At 70.7% G+C, this 19,395-nt stretch carries 13 protein-coding genes and 2 rRNA genes; 2 read left to right on the forward strand and 13 right to left on the reverse strand.

The genetic code is table 11. The features are described from left to right. Positions 1 to 10: 10 nt before the first annotated feature. The 10 genes from FHX74_RS14390 to FHX74_RS14435 form a co-directional block, all read right to left on the reverse strand. Positions 11 to 937, reverse strand: coding sequence for a copper transporter (locus tag FHX74_RS14390; protein WP_182560843.1), 927 nt, complete (start codon positions 935 to 937; stop codon positions 11 to 13). Continuing rightward, positions 934 to 2,082: a putative cytokinetic ring protein SteA gene (gene steA / locus FHX74_RS14395; RefSeq protein ID WP_328823833.1), complete on the reverse strand. Its 1,149-nt coding sequence runs from the start codon at positions 2,080 to 2,082 to the stop codon at positions 934 to 936. The genes FHX74_RS14390 and steA overlap by 4 nt, the downstream gene beginning before the upstream one ends. A gap of 118 nt (positions 2,083 to 2,200) precedes the next feature. After that, positions 2,201 to 3,907, reverse strand: coding sequence for a DNA repair protein RecN (gene recN, locus FHX74_RS14400; RefSeq protein ID WP_182560845.1), 1,707 nt, complete (start codon positions 3,905 to 3,907; stop codon positions 2,201 to 2,203). Between the two features lie 7 nt (positions 3,908 to 3,914). Further along, positions 3,915 to 4,934 carry an NAD kinase gene (locus tag FHX74_RS14405; protein ID WP_328823834.1) on the reverse strand — a complete coding sequence of 340 codons (1,020 nt, stop codon included), beginning with the start codon at positions 4,932 to 4,934 and terminating at the stop codon, positions 3,915 to 3,917. A gap of 61 nt (positions 4,935 to 4,995) precedes the next feature. Then, positions 4,996 to 5,763 carry a TlyA family RNA methyltransferase gene (locus tag FHX74_RS14410; protein WP_182560847.1) on the reverse strand — a complete coding sequence of 256 codons (768 nt, stop codon included), beginning with the start codon at positions 5,761 to 5,763 and terminating at the stop codon, positions 4,996 to 4,998. Continuing rightward, positions 5,760 to 5,969: a hypothetical protein gene (locus tag FHX74_RS14415; protein ID WP_182560848.1), complete on the reverse strand. Its 210-nt coding sequence runs from the start codon at positions 5,967 to 5,969 to the stop codon at positions 5,760 to 5,762. Before FHX74_RS14415 ends, FHX74_RS14410 begins: the two co-directional genes overlap by 4 nt. After that, positions 5,966 to 6,754: a hypothetical protein gene (locus FHX74_RS14420; protein ID WP_182560849.1), complete on the reverse strand. Its 789-nt coding sequence runs from the start codon at positions 6,752 to 6,754 to the stop codon at positions 5,966 to 5,968. Before FHX74_RS14420 ends, FHX74_RS14415 begins: the two co-directional genes overlap by 4 nt. A 58-nt stretch (positions 6,755 to 6,812) precedes the next feature. Then, entirely contained in the window at positions 6,813 to 8,714 is a 1,902-nt protein-coding gene (locus FHX74_RS14425; RefSeq protein WP_182560850.1) for an amylosucrase, read from the reverse strand. A 96-nt stretch (positions 8,715 to 8,810) separates the two neighbouring features. After that, entirely contained in the window at positions 8,811 to 9,833 is a 1,023-nt protein-coding gene (locus FHX74_RS14430; protein ID WP_182560851.1) for an HAD-IIA family hydrolase, read from the reverse strand. Beyond that, positions 9,830 to 11,263 (reverse strand): hypothetical protein, encoded by a 1,434-nt coding sequence (locus tag FHX74_RS14435; RefSeq protein WP_182560852.1) that lies wholly within the window; start codon positions 11,261 to 11,263, stop codon positions 9,830 to 9,832. Before FHX74_RS14435 ends, FHX74_RS14430 begins: the two co-directional genes overlap by 4 nt. Positions 11,264 to 12,109: 846 nt before the next feature. On the opposite strand from FHX74_RS14435, the gene FHX74_RS14440 reads away from it, so the two are divergent. Next, the gene (locus tag FHX74_RS14440; protein WP_328823835.1) at positions 12,110 to 13,558 is read left to right on the forward strand and encodes an FGGY family carbohydrate kinase; all 1,449 of its coding nucleotides are present in this window, start codon (positions 12,110 to 12,112) and stop codon (positions 13,556 to 13,558) included. Between the two features lie 2 nt (positions 13,559 to 13,560). After that, positions 13,561 to 14,097 (forward strand): beta-class carbonic anhydrase, encoded by a 537-nt coding sequence (locus FHX74_RS14445; RefSeq protein ID WP_220483940.1) that lies wholly within the window; start codon positions 13,561 to 13,563, stop codon positions 14,095 to 14,097. A 20-nt stretch (positions 14,098 to 14,117) separates the two neighbouring features. Here the strand turns inward: FHX74_RS14445 and FHX74_RS14450 are convergent, their stop codons facing one another. From FHX74_RS14450 to FHX74_RS14460, 3 genes are all read right to left on the reverse strand, one after another. After that, entirely contained in the window at positions 14,118 to 15,512 is a 1,395-nt protein-coding gene (locus FHX74_RS14450) for a nucleobase:cation symporter-2 family protein (RefSeq protein ID WP_220483941.1), read from the reverse strand. 205 nt (positions 15,513 to 15,717) lie between these two features. Next, a 5S ribosomal RNA gene (gene rrf / locus FHX74_RS14455) occupies positions 15,718 to 15,834 on the reverse strand. A 108-nt stretch (positions 15,835 to 15,942) separates the two neighbouring features. Continuing rightward, positions 15,943 to 19,054: ribosomal RNA gene (locus tag FHX74_RS14460) — 23S ribosomal RNA — on the reverse strand. Positions 19,055 to 19,395: the final 341 nt, after the last annotated feature.

Here is a 19,395-nt window from a genome sequence, read left to right on the forward strand (position 1 = left end):
ACCTCCGCGCTCACCGGATCGGCAGCTGGGGCGCCGGGGCGTCGGCGCTGGCGGCGGCCCCGTAGTGGCCCTGCCCGCCGTTGGCCAGCTGCTGCTTGGCGGCCATGATCACCGTGGCCACCCCGCTGGGCAGGTCGGCGACGTCGACGGTGCTGAGGGTGTCGCGCGAGTCCGGCTCCTGCCGCGCCTGCGCGACGTCGGTGCCGTCGACCCCGCTGCTGTTCGGCCCGGCCAGCACGGTGGCCCGGCCGGACTGCTTGAGCGCCAGGTCGAACTCGACGTGCTGGACCAGCGTGTCCAGGCCCGGCGACGGGTCGGTCGCCGTCGCGCTGACGATGATCAACACCTCGGCCTGCGCCTGGCTGTCGTTGTCGATCTGGGCCAGCCGGGCGTCGCTCAGCACCGACCGCATCTTCTTCTGGGTGGCGTCGGTCGACCCGCCCTGGGCCGACAACAGGGCGTGCCCGAGCAGCATCCCGACCTTGGTCGAGACCGCCGACTGCGGGTTGAAGAACTGCCGGAACTGGTCGATCGAGGCGATCGTGGTCTCGCTCTTGGTGGCGTCGAAGACGTTCGAGGTGACGGTGGCGGTCGCGGTGACCGTGCCGCCGGCGTCGTTGACCGCGGTCCGCAGATCGGCGACCGTCTTGCTCGGCGCCCCGGGCATCGCGACGATGGCCACCGACTGGCCCATCAGCATGTTCTCGATCAGGCTGCCCTGCATCTGCCCGTCCCAGCGGTCGCGGTACTGGCTGAGGGCCTGCTGCTGCTCGAGCTGCGTCCGGTAGACCTGCACCTGGCGACGGTCCTGCTCGGCCTGCGCCGCCAGCCCCTTGTTGGCCTCGCCGCTGACCAGGGTCACGCCCAGCACGATCCCCACCGCGAGGGCCAGGAAGACCGCCATCAACGACACGATGTGATAGCGGAAGTTGATCACGTGAAGAGTTCCTTGACGAAGTAGACGACGTCGTTCCAGCGGGCGATCAGCAGGTCGGCGACCTGGCGGCCGAAGTCGGTGAAGGCCATCGCCGCGACCAGCGCGAGCAGCCCGGACAGGACCAGCAGCACCAGGTGCCAGCCGCGGATCTCGCTGCGGTAGATCCGCGACACCCCCTTGGCGTCGACCAGCTTGGGCCCGACCCGCAGCCGGGTGAGGAAGGTCGACGCCATCCCGGCGCGGCCCTTGTCGAGGAACTCGACCAGGGAGGCGTGGGTGCCCACCGCAACCAGCAGCTGCGCGCCCTTGGAGTCGGCCAGCAGCATCGCCGCGTCCTCGCTGGTGCCGAGCGCCGGGAAGATCACCGGTTCGAGCCCCAGCGCACGCAGCCGGTCGCTGCCGGGCGCGCGGCCGTCGCGGTAGGCGTGGACGACCAGCTCGGCCCCGCACCGCAGGGTCGCGTCGGAGACCGAGTCCATGTCGCCGATGATCATGTCCGGCCGGTAGCCGGCCTCGATCAGCGCGTCCGCGCCACCGTCCACGCCCATCAGCAACGGCTTGTACTCGCTGATGTAGGGCCGCAGCGCCTCGAGGTCGGAGCGGTAGTCGTAGCCGCGGACCACGATCAGCACGTGCCGGCCCTCGATCGGGGTGGCCACCTCCGGGACGCCGACGCCTTCGAGCAGCAGCTCCTTCTCCTGCCGCAGGTACTCCATCGTGTTGTCGGCGAACGCCTCGATCTGGTCCGACAGCCCGGCGCGGGCACGGGCCAGCTGGTCGTCCAGCAGCTCGGGCGTGAGCACCGTGCCCTTGGCCAGCACCTCACCGTCGGGGCTGCGCAGCTCGTCCTCGATCAGCACCACCCGGCTGCCCTCGTCGAGCCGGTCGAAGAGCTCCTCGCCGACGTCGTCGAGCAGCGGGATGCCGGCGTCGAGCAGGATGCCCGGCCCGAGGTTGGGGTAGCGCCCGGAGACCGACGGAACGGCGTTGACCACCGCGCTGACACCGCTGCGGACCAGCGCCTCCGCGCTCACCCGGTCGAGGTCGCTGTGGTGGATGACCGCGATGTCGCCGGGTCGGAGCCGCTTGGTCAGCCGCTTGGTGCGCCGGTCCAGGCGGACGGTGCCACCCACCGCGGCGGGCACGCCGCGGCGCCACCGAGTGGGAAGTCTGAGAGCACCGAGATTCATCGCGCTCCATCCTCGCACGCGGCCCCGCGCCGACCCGGGAGTTCGGGCGGGCGTCGCGGCCCCGGCGAGCGGCTCAGCGATCGCGGGTCCGGGCCAGCTCGAGCAGCTCGTCGGCGTGCGCGAGGGCGGACTCGGTGGTGTCGAGACCGGCCATCATCCGGGCCAGCTCGGCGGACCGGTCGGCACCCCGGACCTCGCGGACGCCGCTGGTGGTGACCTGACCGTCGTCGGCCTTGGCCACCACGTAGTGCCGGTCGGCGAACGCGGCCACCTGGGCCAGGTGGGTGACCACGATGACCTGGGCGTGCTCGGCCAGCCGGGCCAGCCGGCGGCCGATCTCGGTGGCCACCTTGCCGCCCACACCGGCGTCGACCTCGTCGAAGACGAAGGTGCTGCCGTGCCCGCCGCCGTCGGCGAGCACCACCTCGACGGCCAGCCGGACCCGGGAGAGCTCACCACCGGAGGCGGCCCGGGCCAGGCTCCGCGGCTCGGTGCCGGGGTTGGCGGTGAACAGCAGGTCGACGGTGTCGCGGCCGTGCGGGCCCGGCTCGGCCGGACCGACCTCGAAGACCACTCGGGCGTGCGGCATGGCCAGGTCGACCAGCTCGGCGCGCACCCGCTCGGCCAGCGCGTCGGCGGCCTCGGTACGCAGCCGGGTCAGCTCCGCGGCGTCGGCGTCGAGCGCGGCGTCGAGCCGGGTCACCTCGGCGGAGAGCTCGTCGATGGTGTGGTCGGAGGTCTCGAGCGCGGTCAGCCGGCGGACGGCCTGCTCGGCCCAGCCGAGCACCTCGTCGCAGTCCGCCCCGTACTTGCGGGTCAGCTGCTGGAGCGCGGACCGGCGGGCGGCGATCTGCTCGAGCCGGCCAGGCTCGGTCTCGAGCCCGTCGAGGTAGCGGCTGAGGTCGGCGGTCAGGTCGCCGAGCAGATAGCCGAGCTCGGCGGTCCGGGTGGCCAGCTCGGCCGCGGACGGGTCGCGCCCGGCGAGCTCGTCGGTGGCGCGCCGCGCCGCGGCCACCGCTCCGAGGGCGGAACCGGACTCGGCGTCGTCGTCGGTGCCGGCCAGCGCGGCCAGTGCCGTGCCGGCGGCGCCGCGCAGGTCGTCGGCGGCCTGCAGCCGGTCGGCCTCGGCGGCCAGCTCGCGGTCCTCCCCCGGCTGCGGCTCGACCGCGGCGACCTCGTCGAGCCCGAACCGGAGCAGGTCGATCTCCTGAGCGCGCTGGCGGGCCGAGGTCTGCAGCTCGTCGAGCCGACGGGCGGCGTCGCGGCGGGCGGTCCAGGCCTCGCGGTAGCGGGCGTGGACGACGGCCAGCGGCTCGCCGCAGAACCGGTCGAGGATCTCGCGCTGGCGTTCCGGGCTGCCGAGCCGGATCTGCTCGGACTGGCCGTGCACGGTGACCAGCTCGGACGCCGCCTCGCCGGCCACCGCGGCCGGCACCTGCGCGCCGCCGAGGTAGGCGCGGGACCGGCCGGCGGCGGTGACGTGCCGGGCCATCAGCAGGCTGTCGTCCTCGATCACCCCGCCGGCCCCGGTGACCACCGGGGCGACGCGGTCGGCCAGCGGGCCGGCGGGCACCAGCGCGGTCGCCTCGACCCGAGCCCGGTCGGCGCCGGTCCGCACCGTCCTGGGGTCGGCGCGGCCGCCGAGCAGCAGCCCGATGCCGCTGACGATCATGGTCTTGCCGGCGCCGGTCTCGCCGGTCACCACGGTGAGACCACGGTCGAACTCGATCCGGGCGTCGTTGATCACGCCGAGGTCGGCGATCCGCAGCTCCTCGATCATCGCGACCTCAGCCGGCCCGGGGCTCGCCGCCGACGGGTTCGAGCACCGGCGCCAGCCGGGCACTCCCCCGCCACCCCTCGACCCGGAGGCCGAACTTGCGGACCAGCCGGTCGCTGAACGGCGCCTCGGACAGCCGGGCCAGCTTGAGCCGGTGCCGGCCCTGGACGACGTGGACGACCTGGCCGCGTTCGAGCGGGACCGAGCGGCGGCCGTCGCACCAGACCACGCCGTCGGTGGCGCTGTGCTCGAGCAGCTCGATCACCACGTGCGAGCTCGGGCCGAGCACCATCGGGCGGGCGAACAGCGCGTGCGCGCTCAACGGCAGCAGCAGCAACGCCTCGACCCCGGGCCAGATGATCGGCCCCCCGGCCGAGAACGCGTAGGCCGTCGACCCGGTCGGGGTGGCCACCAGCACGCCGTCGCAGGCCCACCGGCTGAGCGGACGGTCGTCGACCTCGGCGACCACCTCGAGCATCCGCTCGCGGGCGCCCTTCTCGATCGACACCTCGTTGACCGCGAACGACGACCAGATCACCTCGGCGTCCTCGTCGTCGCGCCCGCCCCGGTCCGGGTCACCGTCGGCACGGTCGGGGCTGCCGGCGCGGATCGAGACGTCGATGGTCAGCCGCTCCTCGACCCGGTAGCTGCGGTCGATGATCGAGCGGCAGATCAGGTCGAGCTCGCTCGACTCGGCCTCGGCCAGGAACCCGACGTGGCCGAGGTTGACCCCGAGCAGCGGCGTCTCGGACTCGACCACCCACTCGGCACCGCGGAGGATCGTGCCGTCGCCGCCGAGCACGACCAGCAGCTCGAAGTCCGAGACCGAGGCGGCGCCGCCGTCGGCGAGCGGCAGCTGCTCGACCAGGGCACCCTCGACGCCCAGGTCGGCGACGTCCTCGCGCGGCAGCGCGCAGACGATGCCGGCCGCGTTGAGCCCCTCGATCAGCCGGGTGGCCGCCCGGACCGCCTCGCCGCGCCCGGTGTGGGTGAGGATCGCCACGCGACGGCAGGAGGCGGTCTCGGTCACGCGGTTCAGCATAGGGGCGGGGTCCGACGGTCCCGCGGGACGCAGCGGAGGTTCGGGGCGGTCAGTCGGGTCCGCGGTCGAGCCGCAGGAAGTACTCGACGTTCCCGGCGGGTCCGGGCAGCCGGCTCGGCGCCTTGGCCCGGAGTCGCCAGCCGAGCCGCCGGGCCTCGTCGGCCACCGCGTCGACGGCCGCCCGGCGCGCGGCGTCGTCGCGGACCACGCCGCCCTTGCCCAGCCGGTCCCGACCGACCTCGAACTGCGGCTTGACCATGATCAGCATGCAGGCGGTCGGCGCGCACAGCCCGGTCAGCGGCGCGAGCAGCAGCCGGAGCGAGATGAACGACACGTCGGCGACCACCAGCTCGACGGGCTCGCCGAGGTCGGCCAGCGTGAGGTCGCGCAGGTTCGTCTGCTCGCGGACCTCGACCCGGGGGTCGTCCCGCAGCGACCGGTGCAGCTGGTCGCGACCGACGTCGACGGCCAGCACCCGGGCGGCACCGCGCTCGAGCAGCACCTGGGTGAACCCACCTGTCGAGGAACCGGCGTCGAGGCAGCGGCGGCCGGTGATGGCGGCGTCGGGGAGCCCGCAGTCCACCAGCGCGCCGAGCAGCTTGTGCGCCGCCCGGGAGACGTAGGGGTCGGGCTCGGCCACGGTCACCTGCTGGCCGGCGCGGACGACCTGGGCGGCCCGGCGGGCGGGCCGCCCGTCGACGGTGACCAGCCCGTCGTCGATCAGCTCGGCCGCCTGCCCGCGGCTGCGGGCCAGTCCGCGGTCGACCAGCGCGCGGTCGAGCCGGGCGGGGTCAGGCCGGTCGGGGACGGGACTCAAGCCGTGCCGGGATCCTCGGCCGGCTGCTGCAGCGCGTCGTGGAGCCGTTCGTGCGCGGCGCTCAACCGGTCGTGGTGCTCCTCGAGCGGACGCTCGGCGAGGTCGTCGAGCTCGGCGAGCGCGTCGTCGACGCCGGCGTGCCCGGTGGAGGGGGTCGCCGACCGCTCGGGGACGCCCGCCCGGCCGGGCTCGGCGGTCTCGCTCACCCGGCGCTCCGTGCGGTGCCGGTCCGCTTGCCCGCGGCACGGCGACGCGCCGGAGCCGCGCTCGCCGTCTTGCTCGTCGAGGTCTTCGCCGTCTTCGCCGTCGAGGTCTTGGCCAACGAGGTCTTCGCCGCCTTCGCGGTCTTCGCGGTCCTCGCCGTCGGGGTGGCGGCCGGGACCCTCGACGCCGACGTCGTGGTGGCCTTCTTCGCGGCGGGCGCCTTCTTCGCCGGGGCCTTCTTCGCCGGCGCCTTCTTCGCGGGCGCCACGGACGCCCGGTCGGCGATCCTGGCTGCCGCCTCCCGGGCCGCCGCGGTCGCGGCCACCGGGTCGTCGTCCAGCGTCTCGGCCCGCTCCGCGGCCGGGTCCGGCACCGGACCGGGGTCGGCCACGCTCCACCCCGCGGCGCCGGACTGCTCGAGGTCGAGCTGGTCGACGCGCTGCTGGAGGTCGTCGACCGCGGCCCGCAGGTCGGCCACGTCGTCGGCGCGGGCGAAGTGGAGGGTGGCGAGGGCGCGGTCGAGGGCCTTGTCGACCTCGCCGCGGATCAGGCTCTGCACCATGCTCCGGTTGGCCCGCCCGGCCGCGACGATCTCGTCGGTCAGCCGGCTGACCCGCTGCTGGGCGTCGGTGGCGACGTCGTCGAGCCCGGCCTGGGCCAGCAGCTCGTGGGCCATCCCCGCGGCCCTCTCCCGGGTGGCCCGGCGCAGTCCGGCCACCATGGCGAGATAGCCGCTGAGCTGCTCGGTGATGCCGCCGGAGGACCGGTCGTCCTCGGAGTTCGCCATCCTCGTCCTTCCCGGACGGACACGGTGCCCGTCGCGATCTCGTCTGCCCGTCGGTCCGTCAGTTCTGCTGGACGAACCACCGGCACTGGTAGCCGCTCAGCGTGAGCGGTCCGTCGTCCAGCGGTCGGTCCTCGGTGAGCGCGTCGAAGGCCCAGTTGCCGAGCGAGACCGCCCAGCGCGGCAGCGTCTGGACCTCCGGGGTCAGGTTGTAGACCTCGACGATGTGCTGCACCGGGTGACGCCGCTCGAGCACCAGCACCGCCGGGTTCACCGGGTCCATGATCTCCGCCTCGACCGAGGCGTCCAAGCCCGGCAGCGACCCCCGGACGGCGATGGCGTCGCGCAGCGCGTGCCAGACCCGTTTCTCGAGCGTGCCGTCCACGTGCCGTCGGTCGGCCAGCCCCCACGGCATCCTCGGCCGGTGCACCCAGCGGTTGTCGTCGGCGTGCTCGGCGATCTCGCCGTAGCGGTGGTCGTTGCGCAGCGCGAGCTCGTCACCCATGTAGATCAGCGGCAGGCCGCCGAAGCCGAGCACCAGCCGGTAGGCCAGCAGATAGCGCCGGACGGCCACCTCGAGGTGGTCGGCGTCGCCGCTCTCCAGTGCGGCCTCGATCCCGCACAGCGAGGCGGCCGTCCCGCTGATCCGCCGGTCGCGGGTGACCGGGTTCTCCTGGAAGACCACGCCGCGGGCGTCGCTGAGCGGGAACTCGCCGGAGTAGAAGTCGGACAGGAAGCGGCGGTGCTCGAAGCCGTTGAGCCCGACCGAGGCCGCGTCGTCGTCGTCGATGGCCCAGCCGATGTCGTCGTGGCAGCGCAGGTAGGTGGCCCAGGCCGTCGACGCCGGCTTGGCCGGGAACCGGTTCATCGCCGCGCAGAACAGTCGGCTGTCGCGCGCGGCGAGGGCCGACCAGATCTGCACCATCAGCGAGTTCTGGTAGGCGAGGTCGGAGACCTTGCCGCTGTGCTTGCCGACCCCCAGGTAGGGCACCAGGTCGGTCGGCCCGACGATCGCCTCGGCCTTGAAGATCGTCGCCGGAGCGGCGATCCGGGCCACCGCCCGGAGTGCCTGGGTGATCGCGTGCACCTCGGGCTGGTTCTGGCAGTTGGTGCCGAGCCGCTTGGCGATGAAGGCGATCGCGTCGAGCCGCAGGCACTCCACCCCGACGTTGGACAGCCAGCAGATCAGGTCGGCGAACTCGAAGAACACCTCCGGGTTGGACCAGTTCAGGTCCCACTGCCAGGTGTTGAACGTGGTCCACACCCAGGCCCGGGCGTCGGGGTCCCAGGTGAAGTTGCCCGGTGCGAAGTCCGGGAAGATCTCGGGCAGCGTCGCCTCGAACGCGTCGGGTTCGGTGCGGTCGTCGAAGAGGAAGAAGAAGTCGCGGTAGTAGGCGTTGCCCTCGCGGGCCAGCTCGGCCCAGCGGTGCTCGTAGGCGACGTGGTTGAGCACCAGGTCGAGGGTCAGCGAGATCCCGCGGTGCCGCAGCTCGGTGGCGAGGGCGCGCAGGTCGTCCATGGTGCCGAGGTCCTCGCGGACGTCCCGGTAGTCCATCACCGCGTAGCCACCGTCGTTCGGGCCCGGCCGGGGGCGCAGCAGGGGCATCAGGTGCAGATAGGTGACGCCGAGCTCGGCCAGGTAGTCGATCTTGTCGACGATGCCGCGGAGGTCCCCGGCGAACAGGTCGGCGTAGGCGGCGTAGCCGACCATCCGCTGGTGCCCGAACCACTGTGGGTCGGCGTGCCGGCGCAGATCGAGGAGCCGGAGATCGGCGGGCCGGTCGCGGAAGTTCTCGGCGGCGATCCGGACACAGCGCTCGGCCATCGCCGGCGCCTGCTCCCCGTAGGCGCCGGTCAGCCCGGCCAGCAGGTCGGGCCAGTGCCGGCGCAACCGGGCGTCGAAGACCACCTGGTCGTGGTCCGGCTCCTCGGCGAGGAGGTCCGCGACGTCGGGGAGCGTCATGGCGGCAGCGTAACCAGCACCAACAACCCCGGCACGGTGCCGCATCGGCCGTGGTCAGAACGGGTCCGAACGGGGTCAGAACGAGGTGACGGCAGGTCAGGACCGGGCGGGCCGGAGCGCGGCGGTCAGCGTGGTGATCACCGCGGCAGTGTCGAGGGGCTCGCCACGATCGGCGGCCGGCCAGACCAGCCGGGTGGCGGCGGCCAGCAGGTCGAGGGCGGCCTCGCGATCGGCGACGTCGGTGACGGCGACCACCGAGCCGTGCTCGGCGCGGACCAGCTCCCGGTCGCGCTCGACCGGATCGCCGCCGACCGGACGGGCCGGAGCGAGCAGCGCGCGCAGGTCCCACCCGATCGCCGTCGGCCGCTCGCCCGGGCCGGCGGCCAGCAGGTCGGCAGGGCCGTGCGCGCCGGTGAACACCATCAGGCTGTCCAGGCCTGCGCGGACCGCGCCCTCGACGTCGGTGTCGATGCGGTCGCCGACGAAGATCGCGTCGGTGACCTCGAGCCGGCGGAGCGTCTCGTCGATCAGGGGGCGGAACGGCTTGCCGGCGACCTCCGGGTCGACGTGGACCGCAGCCCGGACGGCCTGCACCGCCGCCCCGTTGCCGGGGGCGATGCCGCGGTCGGTCGGTCGGGTCGAGTCGGTGTTGGTCGCTGTCCAGTGCGCGCCGCGCTGGACGGCCACCGCCGCCTCGATCAGGTCGTTCCAGGTGAGGTCGGTGCCGTAGCCCTGGAGCACGGCCACCGGACCGTCGTCGGCGCTGGCGACCGGCTGCAGGCCGGCCTCGCGCAGGGCCTCGGACACGCCCGGTCCCCCGACGGCGAGCACCCGGGCGCCGGACCCGAACCGGTCGGCGACCAGCCGGGCACCGGCCTGGGCGGAGGTGACCACGTCGCTCGGGTCGGCGGGGACGCCGAGCTCGTTCAGGTGGGCAGCGACCGCGGCCGGCGGCCGGGCCGCATTGTTGGTCACGAAGCCGATCCGGACGCCACGGTCCCGCAGCCCGGCGATCCCCTCGGCCGCGCCGGGCACGGCCTGCGGGCCGAGGTAGACCACGCCGTCGAGGTCGAACAGGGCCGCCGGGTAACGGTCGACCAGCACCGGCGGCTCGGTCACGCGCGCGGTTCCGGGTCGCGGTCCGCGGGGTTCAGCTCGTGGTCATCGCCCTCACCGTCGCTCGGGTCGGGGCCTTCGTGATCATCCTCGTCGTGATCATCCTCGTCGTGATCATCGTCGTGATCATCACCGAGGCCGTCCGTCTCGTCGTCCGGGTCATCGTCCTCGACCGGGTCCTCGTCGACCTCGGGGTCCACGCCGTCGTGGTCGGCCTCGGGCGACTCGTCCCCCTCTTCGAAGTGTTCGTCGGTCTCGTCGGAGTCGCTCTCGTCGGAGTCCTCGTCAGTCTCGTCGGAGTCGCCCTCGTCGGAGTCCTCGTCAGTCTCGTCGGAGTCCTCGTCCTCGGTCTCGTCGAAGTCGATGCTCACCCCGTCGAGCTCGTCGAGCCGCTCGTGGGCGTCGGTGGTCTCCTCGACGTCGAGATCGGCCGCCCGGGCGAACTCCACCCGGGCGGAGGCGGGATCGCCCTCGGCGAGCAGCAGGTCGGCCAGCGCGTAGTGCACGCGGCCCATCGCGGTCCGGACCCGTACCGCCTGCGACTGCCCGACCTTGCCGGTCCGGGCCCCGACCCGCCGCAGCGGGTCCTGGGCGACCAGTTCGCGGAGCAGCCGGATCGCCTCGGCGGTCTGGCCGAGGTCGTTCCGGGCGCCGGCCTCGACGATCCGCATCTCGATCCGGTCGTCGGGGTCGAGGTCGAGCCCGTCGGCCTCGCGGGCCAGCTTGATGGCCGCGTGCGGACGCTCGAGAGCCCGCTCGCAGTCGGCCATCACGGGCAGGAAGCCGTTCCGGCCGGTCATCCGGCGCAGCGCCCGGTACTCGGTCAGCGCGACGTCGTACCGACCGGCCGCGTAGGCCGTCTCGGCGGTCGCCTCGCGGACCACCGCGACCCGCGAGGCCCGGCGTCGGGCCGCCTCGGCGTGCCGGTAGGCGAGGTCGGGGTCGACGTCGACGAGCTCGCCCGCGGACACCAGGTGCGCGGCGACGATGTCGGCCAGCTCCTTGGGCAGCCCGCGCAGCTCGGCGCGGACCGCGCGCGGCAACAGCCGGATGTCGGCGTCGGTCGGCGTCGGCGGCTCGTCGGCCCGCGCCGCGATCGGACGCCGACCGCCGGCGCCGCTGCTGCGGGGGTCCTCGACGGGACCGCGTCCGTCCGGACGCCGACCGGCCTGGTCGCGCTCACCGGCCCGACCGCGCGGGGCGCCCGCACGGCCCGGACGGTCGAAGCGGTCGCCACGGTCGGGACGGCCACCCCGGTCCCCCGCCCGGTCGGCCCCGGGACCACGGTCGAAACGTGCCGGACGTTCGGGGCGCTCGAACCGGTCCCCACGCTCGGGACGCTCGAACCGGCCGCCGCGCTCGGGACGCTCGAACCGGTCCCTGCGGTCCGGGCGCGCACCGGCCGGACGCCCGGTGCTCGGGCGCCGCGGCACCGCGGCGCGCGGACGACCGGATCCGGCCCGCGCGTCACCGCCGCCCCCGCGACCGGGATCGCGGCCGAACCCGCGCCCGGCGTCGCGACCGGACGCCTCACGCCGGTCACCGCCGCCGGCGCGGCCCCCGGTGCGCGGGCCGCTCCGCTCGCTGCCGTACCGGCCACCACCGGGCCGGTCGTCGCTCCGCCGGTCACCGCCCGGCCGGGACCCGCGCTGAGCCTCACTGCGCGGCCGTTCACCTCCGGGTCGGCCGCCCCAGCGGTCGTCACGCCGGTCGTCACGCCGGTCATCCCGCCGGTCATCCCGCCGGGCGCCGCGCGCGTCGCCGGACCCACGACCCGACTCCCAGCGATCGCCACCGCGCCGGTCGTCCCGACCGGCGAAGCCACCGCCCGCGCGACCTGCTCCGGGTCGCCCACCGCGCGTCTCGCGGTCGTACCCGCCGGGTCGACCGCCGCGCTCGCCGCCCCGATCACCCTCGCGGTCCGGCCGACCCGCTCCGGGTCGGCCACCCTGCGGGCGCGACCCGCGGAAACCGCCGCCTGCACCCCGCGGACCACCGGATCGGCCGCCGGCGCCACCGCTGCGCGGCCGGTCGCCGTCGCGGCCCCGGGGTCCTCCTCCGCCCCGGCGTCCGGGGTCGTCGGAGCGGTCACGGGGTCGTTCGTCGGCGGGCACCGACCCATCGTGCTGGACGCACCCGCCCGAGCGCACATCGGGCCGTCCGCCGAGACCGACGATCCACCCGGCACGGGAGCCGCCGCCCGCAGAGGAGACGGTCGCCGACCGGTCACCGGCCGCTCGCTAGCATCGGCCCAGCCGCGCAGTGACCGAGGAGGACACGTGACAGCGAACGCCGGCCAGTCCGGTCTGGTCGCCGGGATCGACAGCTCGACCCAGTCGTGCAAGGTCGTGGTCTGCGATGCCGAGACCGGCGAGGTCGTCCGCACCGCCCGCACCGGGCACCCGGACGGCACGGCGGTGCCTGCCGACTCCTGGTGGCGGGCCTACCAGGAGGCGACCGCCGACGGCATCCTCGACGGCGTGGACACCCTCGCGGTAGGCGGCCAGCAGCACGGGATGGTGACCCTCGACGCCGACCAGCAGCTGGTGCGCGACGCGCTGCTCTGGAACGACAACCGTTCGGCGCCGGATGCACTCGACCTGATCGACGAGCTCGGCGGCCCGCAGGCCTGGGCCGAGGCGGTCGGGTCGGTGCCGGTCGCCTCGATGACCGTGACCAAGCTCCGCTGGCTGGCCCGGAACGAGCCGGTGAACGCGGCCCGGACCACCACCGTGGTGCTGCCCCACGACTACCTGACCTGGGAGATCGGCGGGCGCCGGTTCGCGCCGGTGACCGACCGGGGGGACGCGTCCGGGACGCTCTACTTCGACGCGGCCGAGAACCGCTACCGGGACGACCTGGTCGAGCGCGCCCTCGGCCACGGGCTGGATCTGCCGCGGGTCGCGGGGCCCGACGAGATCGTCGGTCACACCCCGGACGGCATCGGCATCGCCCCCGGCACCGGGGACAACATGGCGGCCGGTCTCGGCCTCGGGGTCCGTCCCGGCGAGGCGATCGTCTCGCTCGGCACCAGCGGCACCGCGTTCACCCGGGCCGAGGCGCAGACCCACGAGCCGACCGGGACGGTCGCTGGGTTCGCCGACGCCACCGGGGGGTTCCTGCCGTTGGTCTGCACCCTCAACGGGGCACGCAACCTGGTGGCTGCCGCGGAGCTGCTCGGGCTCGGACTCGAGGAGTTCGCCCGGCTCGCGCTCGAGGCACCGGCCGGCAGCGAGGGCCTGACCTTCCTTCCCTACCTCGAGGGCGAGCGGACACCACCGCTCCCCGACGCCACCGGCGAGCTCGTCGGGATGACCCTGGCCAACCTCAAGCCGGCCAACGTGGCCCGCGCCACCATCGAGGGTGTGCTGTGGAGCCTCGCCTTCGGCGTGGGGGTGTTGGCCGAGCAGACCGACCGGATCAGCCGGATCACCCTCACCGGTGGCGCCAGCCAGTCCGAGGCCGTGCAGCGGATCGCCCCGGCGGTCTTCGGACTGCCGGTCGCCGTCACCGCGCCGTTCGAGGCGGTGGCGGTCGGCGCCGCCCGGCAGGCCGCCTGGGCGGGCACCGGAGAGCTGCCCGACTGGCCGGTGCCGCTGATCGGCGAGTTCGAGCCCACCGAGTCCGACCTGACCGCGCACCGCGAGCTGAGCGAGCGCTACCGCGCCGTGCTCGACGCGCACTACCGTCCCACCAGCGGCCCGCGTGGCCACGACTCCGAGAGGTGACCGTGTCCGGAACCGACGTCCCCGTTTCGCCGACCGCCGAGGGTTCGGCCATCGACCCGTTGGTGGCGGCCGCCGCCGGCTACCCGTCGCGCTACCCGGGCGGACTGGCCGCCCAGCCGGCCGGTCGGGTCGCCGTCCTGACCTGCATGGACTGCCGGATCCTTCCGAGCGAGGTCCTCGGGCTCGAGGCGGGTCAGGCCCACGTCCTGCGCAACGCCGGCGGGGTGGTGACCGACGACGCCCTGCGCTCGCTGGCCATGAGCCAGCGGCTGCTCGGCACCACGGCGGTGATGGTGGTCCAGCACACGCGGTGCGGGATGACCGGCCTGGACGACGAGGCGTTCCGCCGCGATCTGGAGGCCGACGCCGGCCGCCGGCCGGGCTGGCCGGTGGTGCCCTTCACCGACGACCCGCAGGCCAACGTCCGCGCGGCCCTGGCCGAGCTGCGCGACTGCGGCTACCTGACCCACCGCGACGACATCCGCGGCTTCGTCTTCGATGTCGACCGCGGTGACCTCACCGAGGTGGACGCCGGCTGACCCCGACGCGCTCGGGCAGCTCAGGCGGCGGGTGACCGCACGGCGTCATGCGCGGCGAGGTCGTCGTCACCGGCGTGCCGTCGCTGCATCGCGGCGCTGTTGAAGACGAGGTTGAGCACGATCGCCGTGAGTGCGCCGGCCGAGATCCCCGAGTCGAAGATGATCTGGAACGCGACCGGGAACTTCGCATAGATCCCGTCGGAGACCGTGGGCAGCAGGCCGACGGCGACGCTGATCGCGACGACGAGGACGTTCGCGTTGGTGAACCGGACCCGGGTCAGCGTCCGGACGCCACTGGCCGCCACCATCCCGAACAGGGCCAGGCCGGCCCCGCCCAGCACGGGCTGCGGGACGCCCTCGACGACCGCACCGAGTTTCGGGACCAGTCCCAGCACGACGAGCACCCCGCCGGCGAAGGTGGCCACGTACCGCGAGCGCACACCGCTCAGCGACACCAGCCCGACGTTCTGCGCGAACGCGGTGTACGGGAACGTGTTGAAGACCCCGCCGAGCAGGGTCGAGAGGCCGTCGGCGCGCAGCCCGTCGGCGAGCTGACGAGCTCGGACGGGTCGGTCGACGATCTCGCCGACCGCGAGCATGTCGCCGGTCGTCTCGGTCATGATGACCAGCGCCACCACGAGCATCGAGAGGATCGCGCTGACCTGGAAGGTCGGCCAACCGAAGTGGAACGGCGTGCTGACGCCGAACCAGGCCTCCTGGCGGACGCCGCTGAAGTCCGCCAGGCCGAACGGCACCGCCACCACCGTGCCCACGACCAGCCCGAGCAGGATCGAGACCCGGGCGACGGCCGGCGGCGCGAACCGCTCCACCAGCAGGATGAAGACCAGCGTGCCGGCCGCGAAGGCGAGGTTGATCGGGCGTCCGAAGGTGGGCGATCCCGACCCGCCGCCGACCCAGCCCGCCGCGACCGGCATCAGCGAGAGGCCGATGACGAGGATGACCGTGCCCGTGACCACCGGCGGGAAGAAGCGCAACAGCTTCGAGAAGACCGGGGCCAGCACGATCATGAAGAGCCCCGAGGCGATCACGGCGCCGTAGATCGCGGTGACGCCGAACTCCGAACCGATGGCGATCATCGGGGTGACCGCGGCGAAGGTGCAACCCTGCATGAGTGGCAGCCGGACACCGAACCGCCAGAATCCGATCGACTGGATCAGGGTGGCGATGCCGGCGACGAAGAGATCGGCCGAGATCAGATAGGCCAGGTCACCGGGTGCCAGGCGACCGGCTTGGACCAGCGCGCCGCCCACGACCAATGGCACGGCCACGGCGCCGGCGTACATCGCCAGCACGTGCTGCAGACCCAGGGCCGCCAGCCGCGCCAACGGCGGAACGCGGTCAACCGGGTGCCGGCTGTCGATCTGGCCGGCCCTCTCCTCCAGCTGCTGCGTCACGAGAAACCTCCGCTCACCGCGCCACGCCACGATGTGGCGTCCTCGCAGGTGAATGTAGGAAAGCGCTGTTTCACGCGGCACCGCCGAGCGTTTCCGGCCGGTAACAGCACAGCTGGCCGAGTCGTTGTCACCAACACGAGGAAAAGGCTCGTGAACGCAAAAACACCTCGAGGTCGGTCACGAATGACCGACCTCGAGGTGTGTTGTCCGGCGACGACCTAGTCTCCCACACGGCTCCCCGTGCAGTACCATCGGCGCAGAAGGGCTTAACTTCCGGGTTCGGAATGGGACCGGGTGTTTCACCTTCGCCATGATCACCGAAACTCTATGGAGATGTGGCGGATCTCGAGCCACTCATCCCCTTGCGGAGTGAGTGGCGAATTCCCGACCGTATCTCGGGAACTGCACAGTGGACGCGTAGCATCTTTGTGTGAACAAGCCCTCGGCCTATTAGTATCGGTCAGCTCCATGCATTACTGCACTTCCACATCCGACCTATCACCCAGTGATCTGCTGGGGGCCTTACCAGGCTATCCTGTGGGAGCCCTCATCTTGAAGCGTGCTTCCCGCTTAGATGCTTTCAGCGGTTATCACTTCCGAACGTAGCCAACCAGCCGTGCTCTTGGCAGAACAACTGGCACACCAGAGGTTCGTCCGTCCCGGTCCTCTCGTACTAAGGACAGCTCTTCTCAAGACTCCTACGCGCGCAGCGGATAGGGACCGAACTGTCTCACGACGTTCTAAACCCAGCTCGCGTGCCGCTTTAATGGGCGAACAGCCCAACCCTTGGGACCGACTCCAGCCCCAGGATGCGACGAGCCGACATCGAGGTGCCAAACCATGCCGTCGCTATGAACGCTCGGGCAAGATCAGCCTGTTATCCCCGGGGTACCTTTTATCCGTTGAGTGACGAGGTTTCCACACACCTTCGCCAGATCACTAGTCCCGACTTTCGTCCCTGCTTGAGATGTCTCTCTCACAGTCAAGCTCCCTTGTGCACTTACACTCGACACCTGATTGCCAACCAGGCTGAGGGAACCTTTGGGCGCCTCCGTTACCTTTTGGGAGGCGACCGCCCCAGTCAAACTACCCATCAGGCACTGTCCCTGATCCGGATCACGGACCTAGGTTAGATAACCAGAACAATCAGAGTGGTATTTCAACGTTGACTCCACGACCACTGGCGTGACCGCTTCAAAGTCTCCCACCTATCCTACACAAATTGTACCGATCACCAATACCAAACTATAGTAAAGGTCCCGGGGTCTTTCCGTCCTGCTGCGCGTAACGAGCATCTTTACTCGTAGTGCAATTTCGCCGAGTCCGTGGTCGAGACAGCGCCCAAGTCGTTACGCCATTCGTGCAGGTCGGAACTTACCCGACAAGGAATTTCGCTACCTTAGGATGGTTATAGTTACCACCGCCGTTTACTGGCGCTTAAGTTCAGTGCTTCGGGTTGCCCCTAACACGTCCCCTTAACGTTCCAGCACCGGGCAGGCGTCAGTCCGTATACATCGTCTTACGACTTGGCACGGACCTGTGTTTTTAGTAAACAGTCGCTTGGGCCTGGTCTCTGCGGCCTCACACGCCTTTGGGAGTAAATCCCTCAACATGCTTGGCCCCCCTTCTCCCGAAGTTACGGGGGTATTTTGCCGAGTTCCTTAACCACGGTTATCTCGATCGCCTTGGTATTCTCTACCTGACCACCTGAGTCGGTTTAGGGTACGGGCGGCTCATGAACTCGCTCACGAAGGTTTTCTAGGCAGCATAGGATCACCCACTGCGCCGAACAAGTTCGGAACAGCCGTCATGTCTCAGGCATATGAGGTGCGGATTTGCCTACACCTCGCCCTACGCATTTAGCCCCGGACAACCACCGCCGGGGATGGGCTACCTTCCTGCGTCACTCCGCAGCTTGCCTAATACAGGTTTGGGTCGCAGAGTCATCTGCAATCAGCCCGAAGGCGTCCTGCAGACTTCCGTGCTTAGCGTTACCTGCCTCGGCAGGGTCGTTCAAGTGCCGGTACGGGAATATCAACCCGTTGTCCATCGACTACGCCTGTCGGCCTCGCCTTAGGTCCCGACTTACCCAGGGCAGATTAGCTTGACCCTGGAACCCTTGGTCATTCGGCGGAGGAGTTTCTCACTCCTCATTCGCTACTCATGCCTGCATTCTCACTCGTGTGCTCTCCACGGCTAGGTTCCCCTGCCGCTTCATCGCGCACACGACGCTCCCCTACCCATCCACGTCCCTGGACCGAAGTCAGGGCGATACGTGAATGACACAGCTTCGGCGGATTGCTTGAGCCCCGCTAAATTGTCGGCGCAGAATCACTTGACCAGTGAGCTATTACGCACTCTTTCAAGGGTGGCTGCTTCCAAGCCAACCTCCTGGTTGTCTCCGCAACTCCACATCCTTTTCCACTTAGCAATCGCTTAGGGGCCTTAGCTGGTGTTCTGGGCTGTTTCCCTCTCGACTACGAACCTTATCGCCCGCAGTCTCACTGCCGCGCTCTCACTTACCGGCATTCGGAGTTTGGCTAATTTCGGTAAGCTTGTGGGCCCCCTAGACTATCCAGTGCTCTACCTCCGGCAAGAAACACGCGACGCTGCACCTATATGCATTTCGGGGAGAACCAGCTATCACGGAGTTTGATTGGCCTTTCACCCCTATCCACAGCTCATCCCCCAGGTTTTCAACCCTGGTGGGTTCGGGCCTCCACGTCGTCTTACCGACGCTTCACCCTGGCCATGGATAGATCACTCCGCTTCGGGTCTAGAGCACGCGACTGAACGCCCTGTTCAGACTCGCTTTCGCTACGGCTTCCCCACACGGGTTAACCTCGCCACGTACCACTAACTCGCAGGCTCATTCTTCAAAAGGCACGCCGTCACATCGCACAAGGCTTTGCTCCGACGGATTGTAGGCAATCGGTTTCAGGTACTATTTCACTCCCCTCCCGGGGTACTTTTCACCTTTCCCTCACGGTACTTGTCCGCTATCGGTCACCAAGGAGTATTTAGGCTTAGCGGGTGGGCCCGCCAGATTCACACGGAGGATTCAGGACCTCCGTGCTACTTGGGGTTGGATCCAACAGTGCTCTACTTACGTCTACAGGGGTGTTACCTTCTGTGCCGCGCCTTCCCAGAACGCTTCGACTTCACAGAGCATTTTTGACTGTTTGATCGGTCGACAGCCCGATCGAGATCGCCCCTCAACACCGCACTTGCAACGCCTGTCAGCTATCACACAGGTGCGGTTTGGCCTGTTCCGCTTTCGTTCACATCTACTGACGGAATCACGGTTGTTTTCTCTTCCTGTGGGTACTGAGATATTTCACTTCCCCACGTTCCCTCCCTCTGCCCTATGTGTTCAGGCAGGGGTCGCCGGACATTACTCCGGTTTCCTTCGAGGTTTCCCTATTCGGAGATCCCCGGATCGAAGCTCGTTTACCAGCTCCCCGGGGCTTATCGCAGGTTACAACGTCCTTCATCGGCTCTTGGTGCCTAGGCATCCACCGATTGCCCTTAGTAGCTTGTTGATCACTACAAAGATGCTCGCGTCCACTGTGAAGTTCTCAAAATGCGGGCGGTAACCAAACCCCATCACGAGGATCGTGATGGGGATGAGGTCCGCGATGAGTTGCCGCTCGTTCGTGTGAACGACCGACGCCTCAGGACCCAACAGCGTGCCTCAAGCCGGCTGAGCGGGTTCTGCGAGGTTCCACTCCAACACCCGAAGGTGTTGGTTGTACTGACGCGTCACCCGGCCGTCCGGCCGAATGGTCAATGTTCCACTTCCGGTGCCTGTCCGGCTCCAGACGTTTGCTGGAGAACCGGACGCTGGACTGCTCGTGTCACCGAGCAGCCAATGGGCTCCTTA

The sequence above is a fragment of the Microlunatus kandeliicorticis genome (genome assembly GCF_014137855.1).
Classification (GTDB): Bacteria; Actinomycetota; Actinomycetes; order Propionibacteriales; family Propionibacteriaceae; genus Microlunatus; species Microlunatus kandeliicorticis.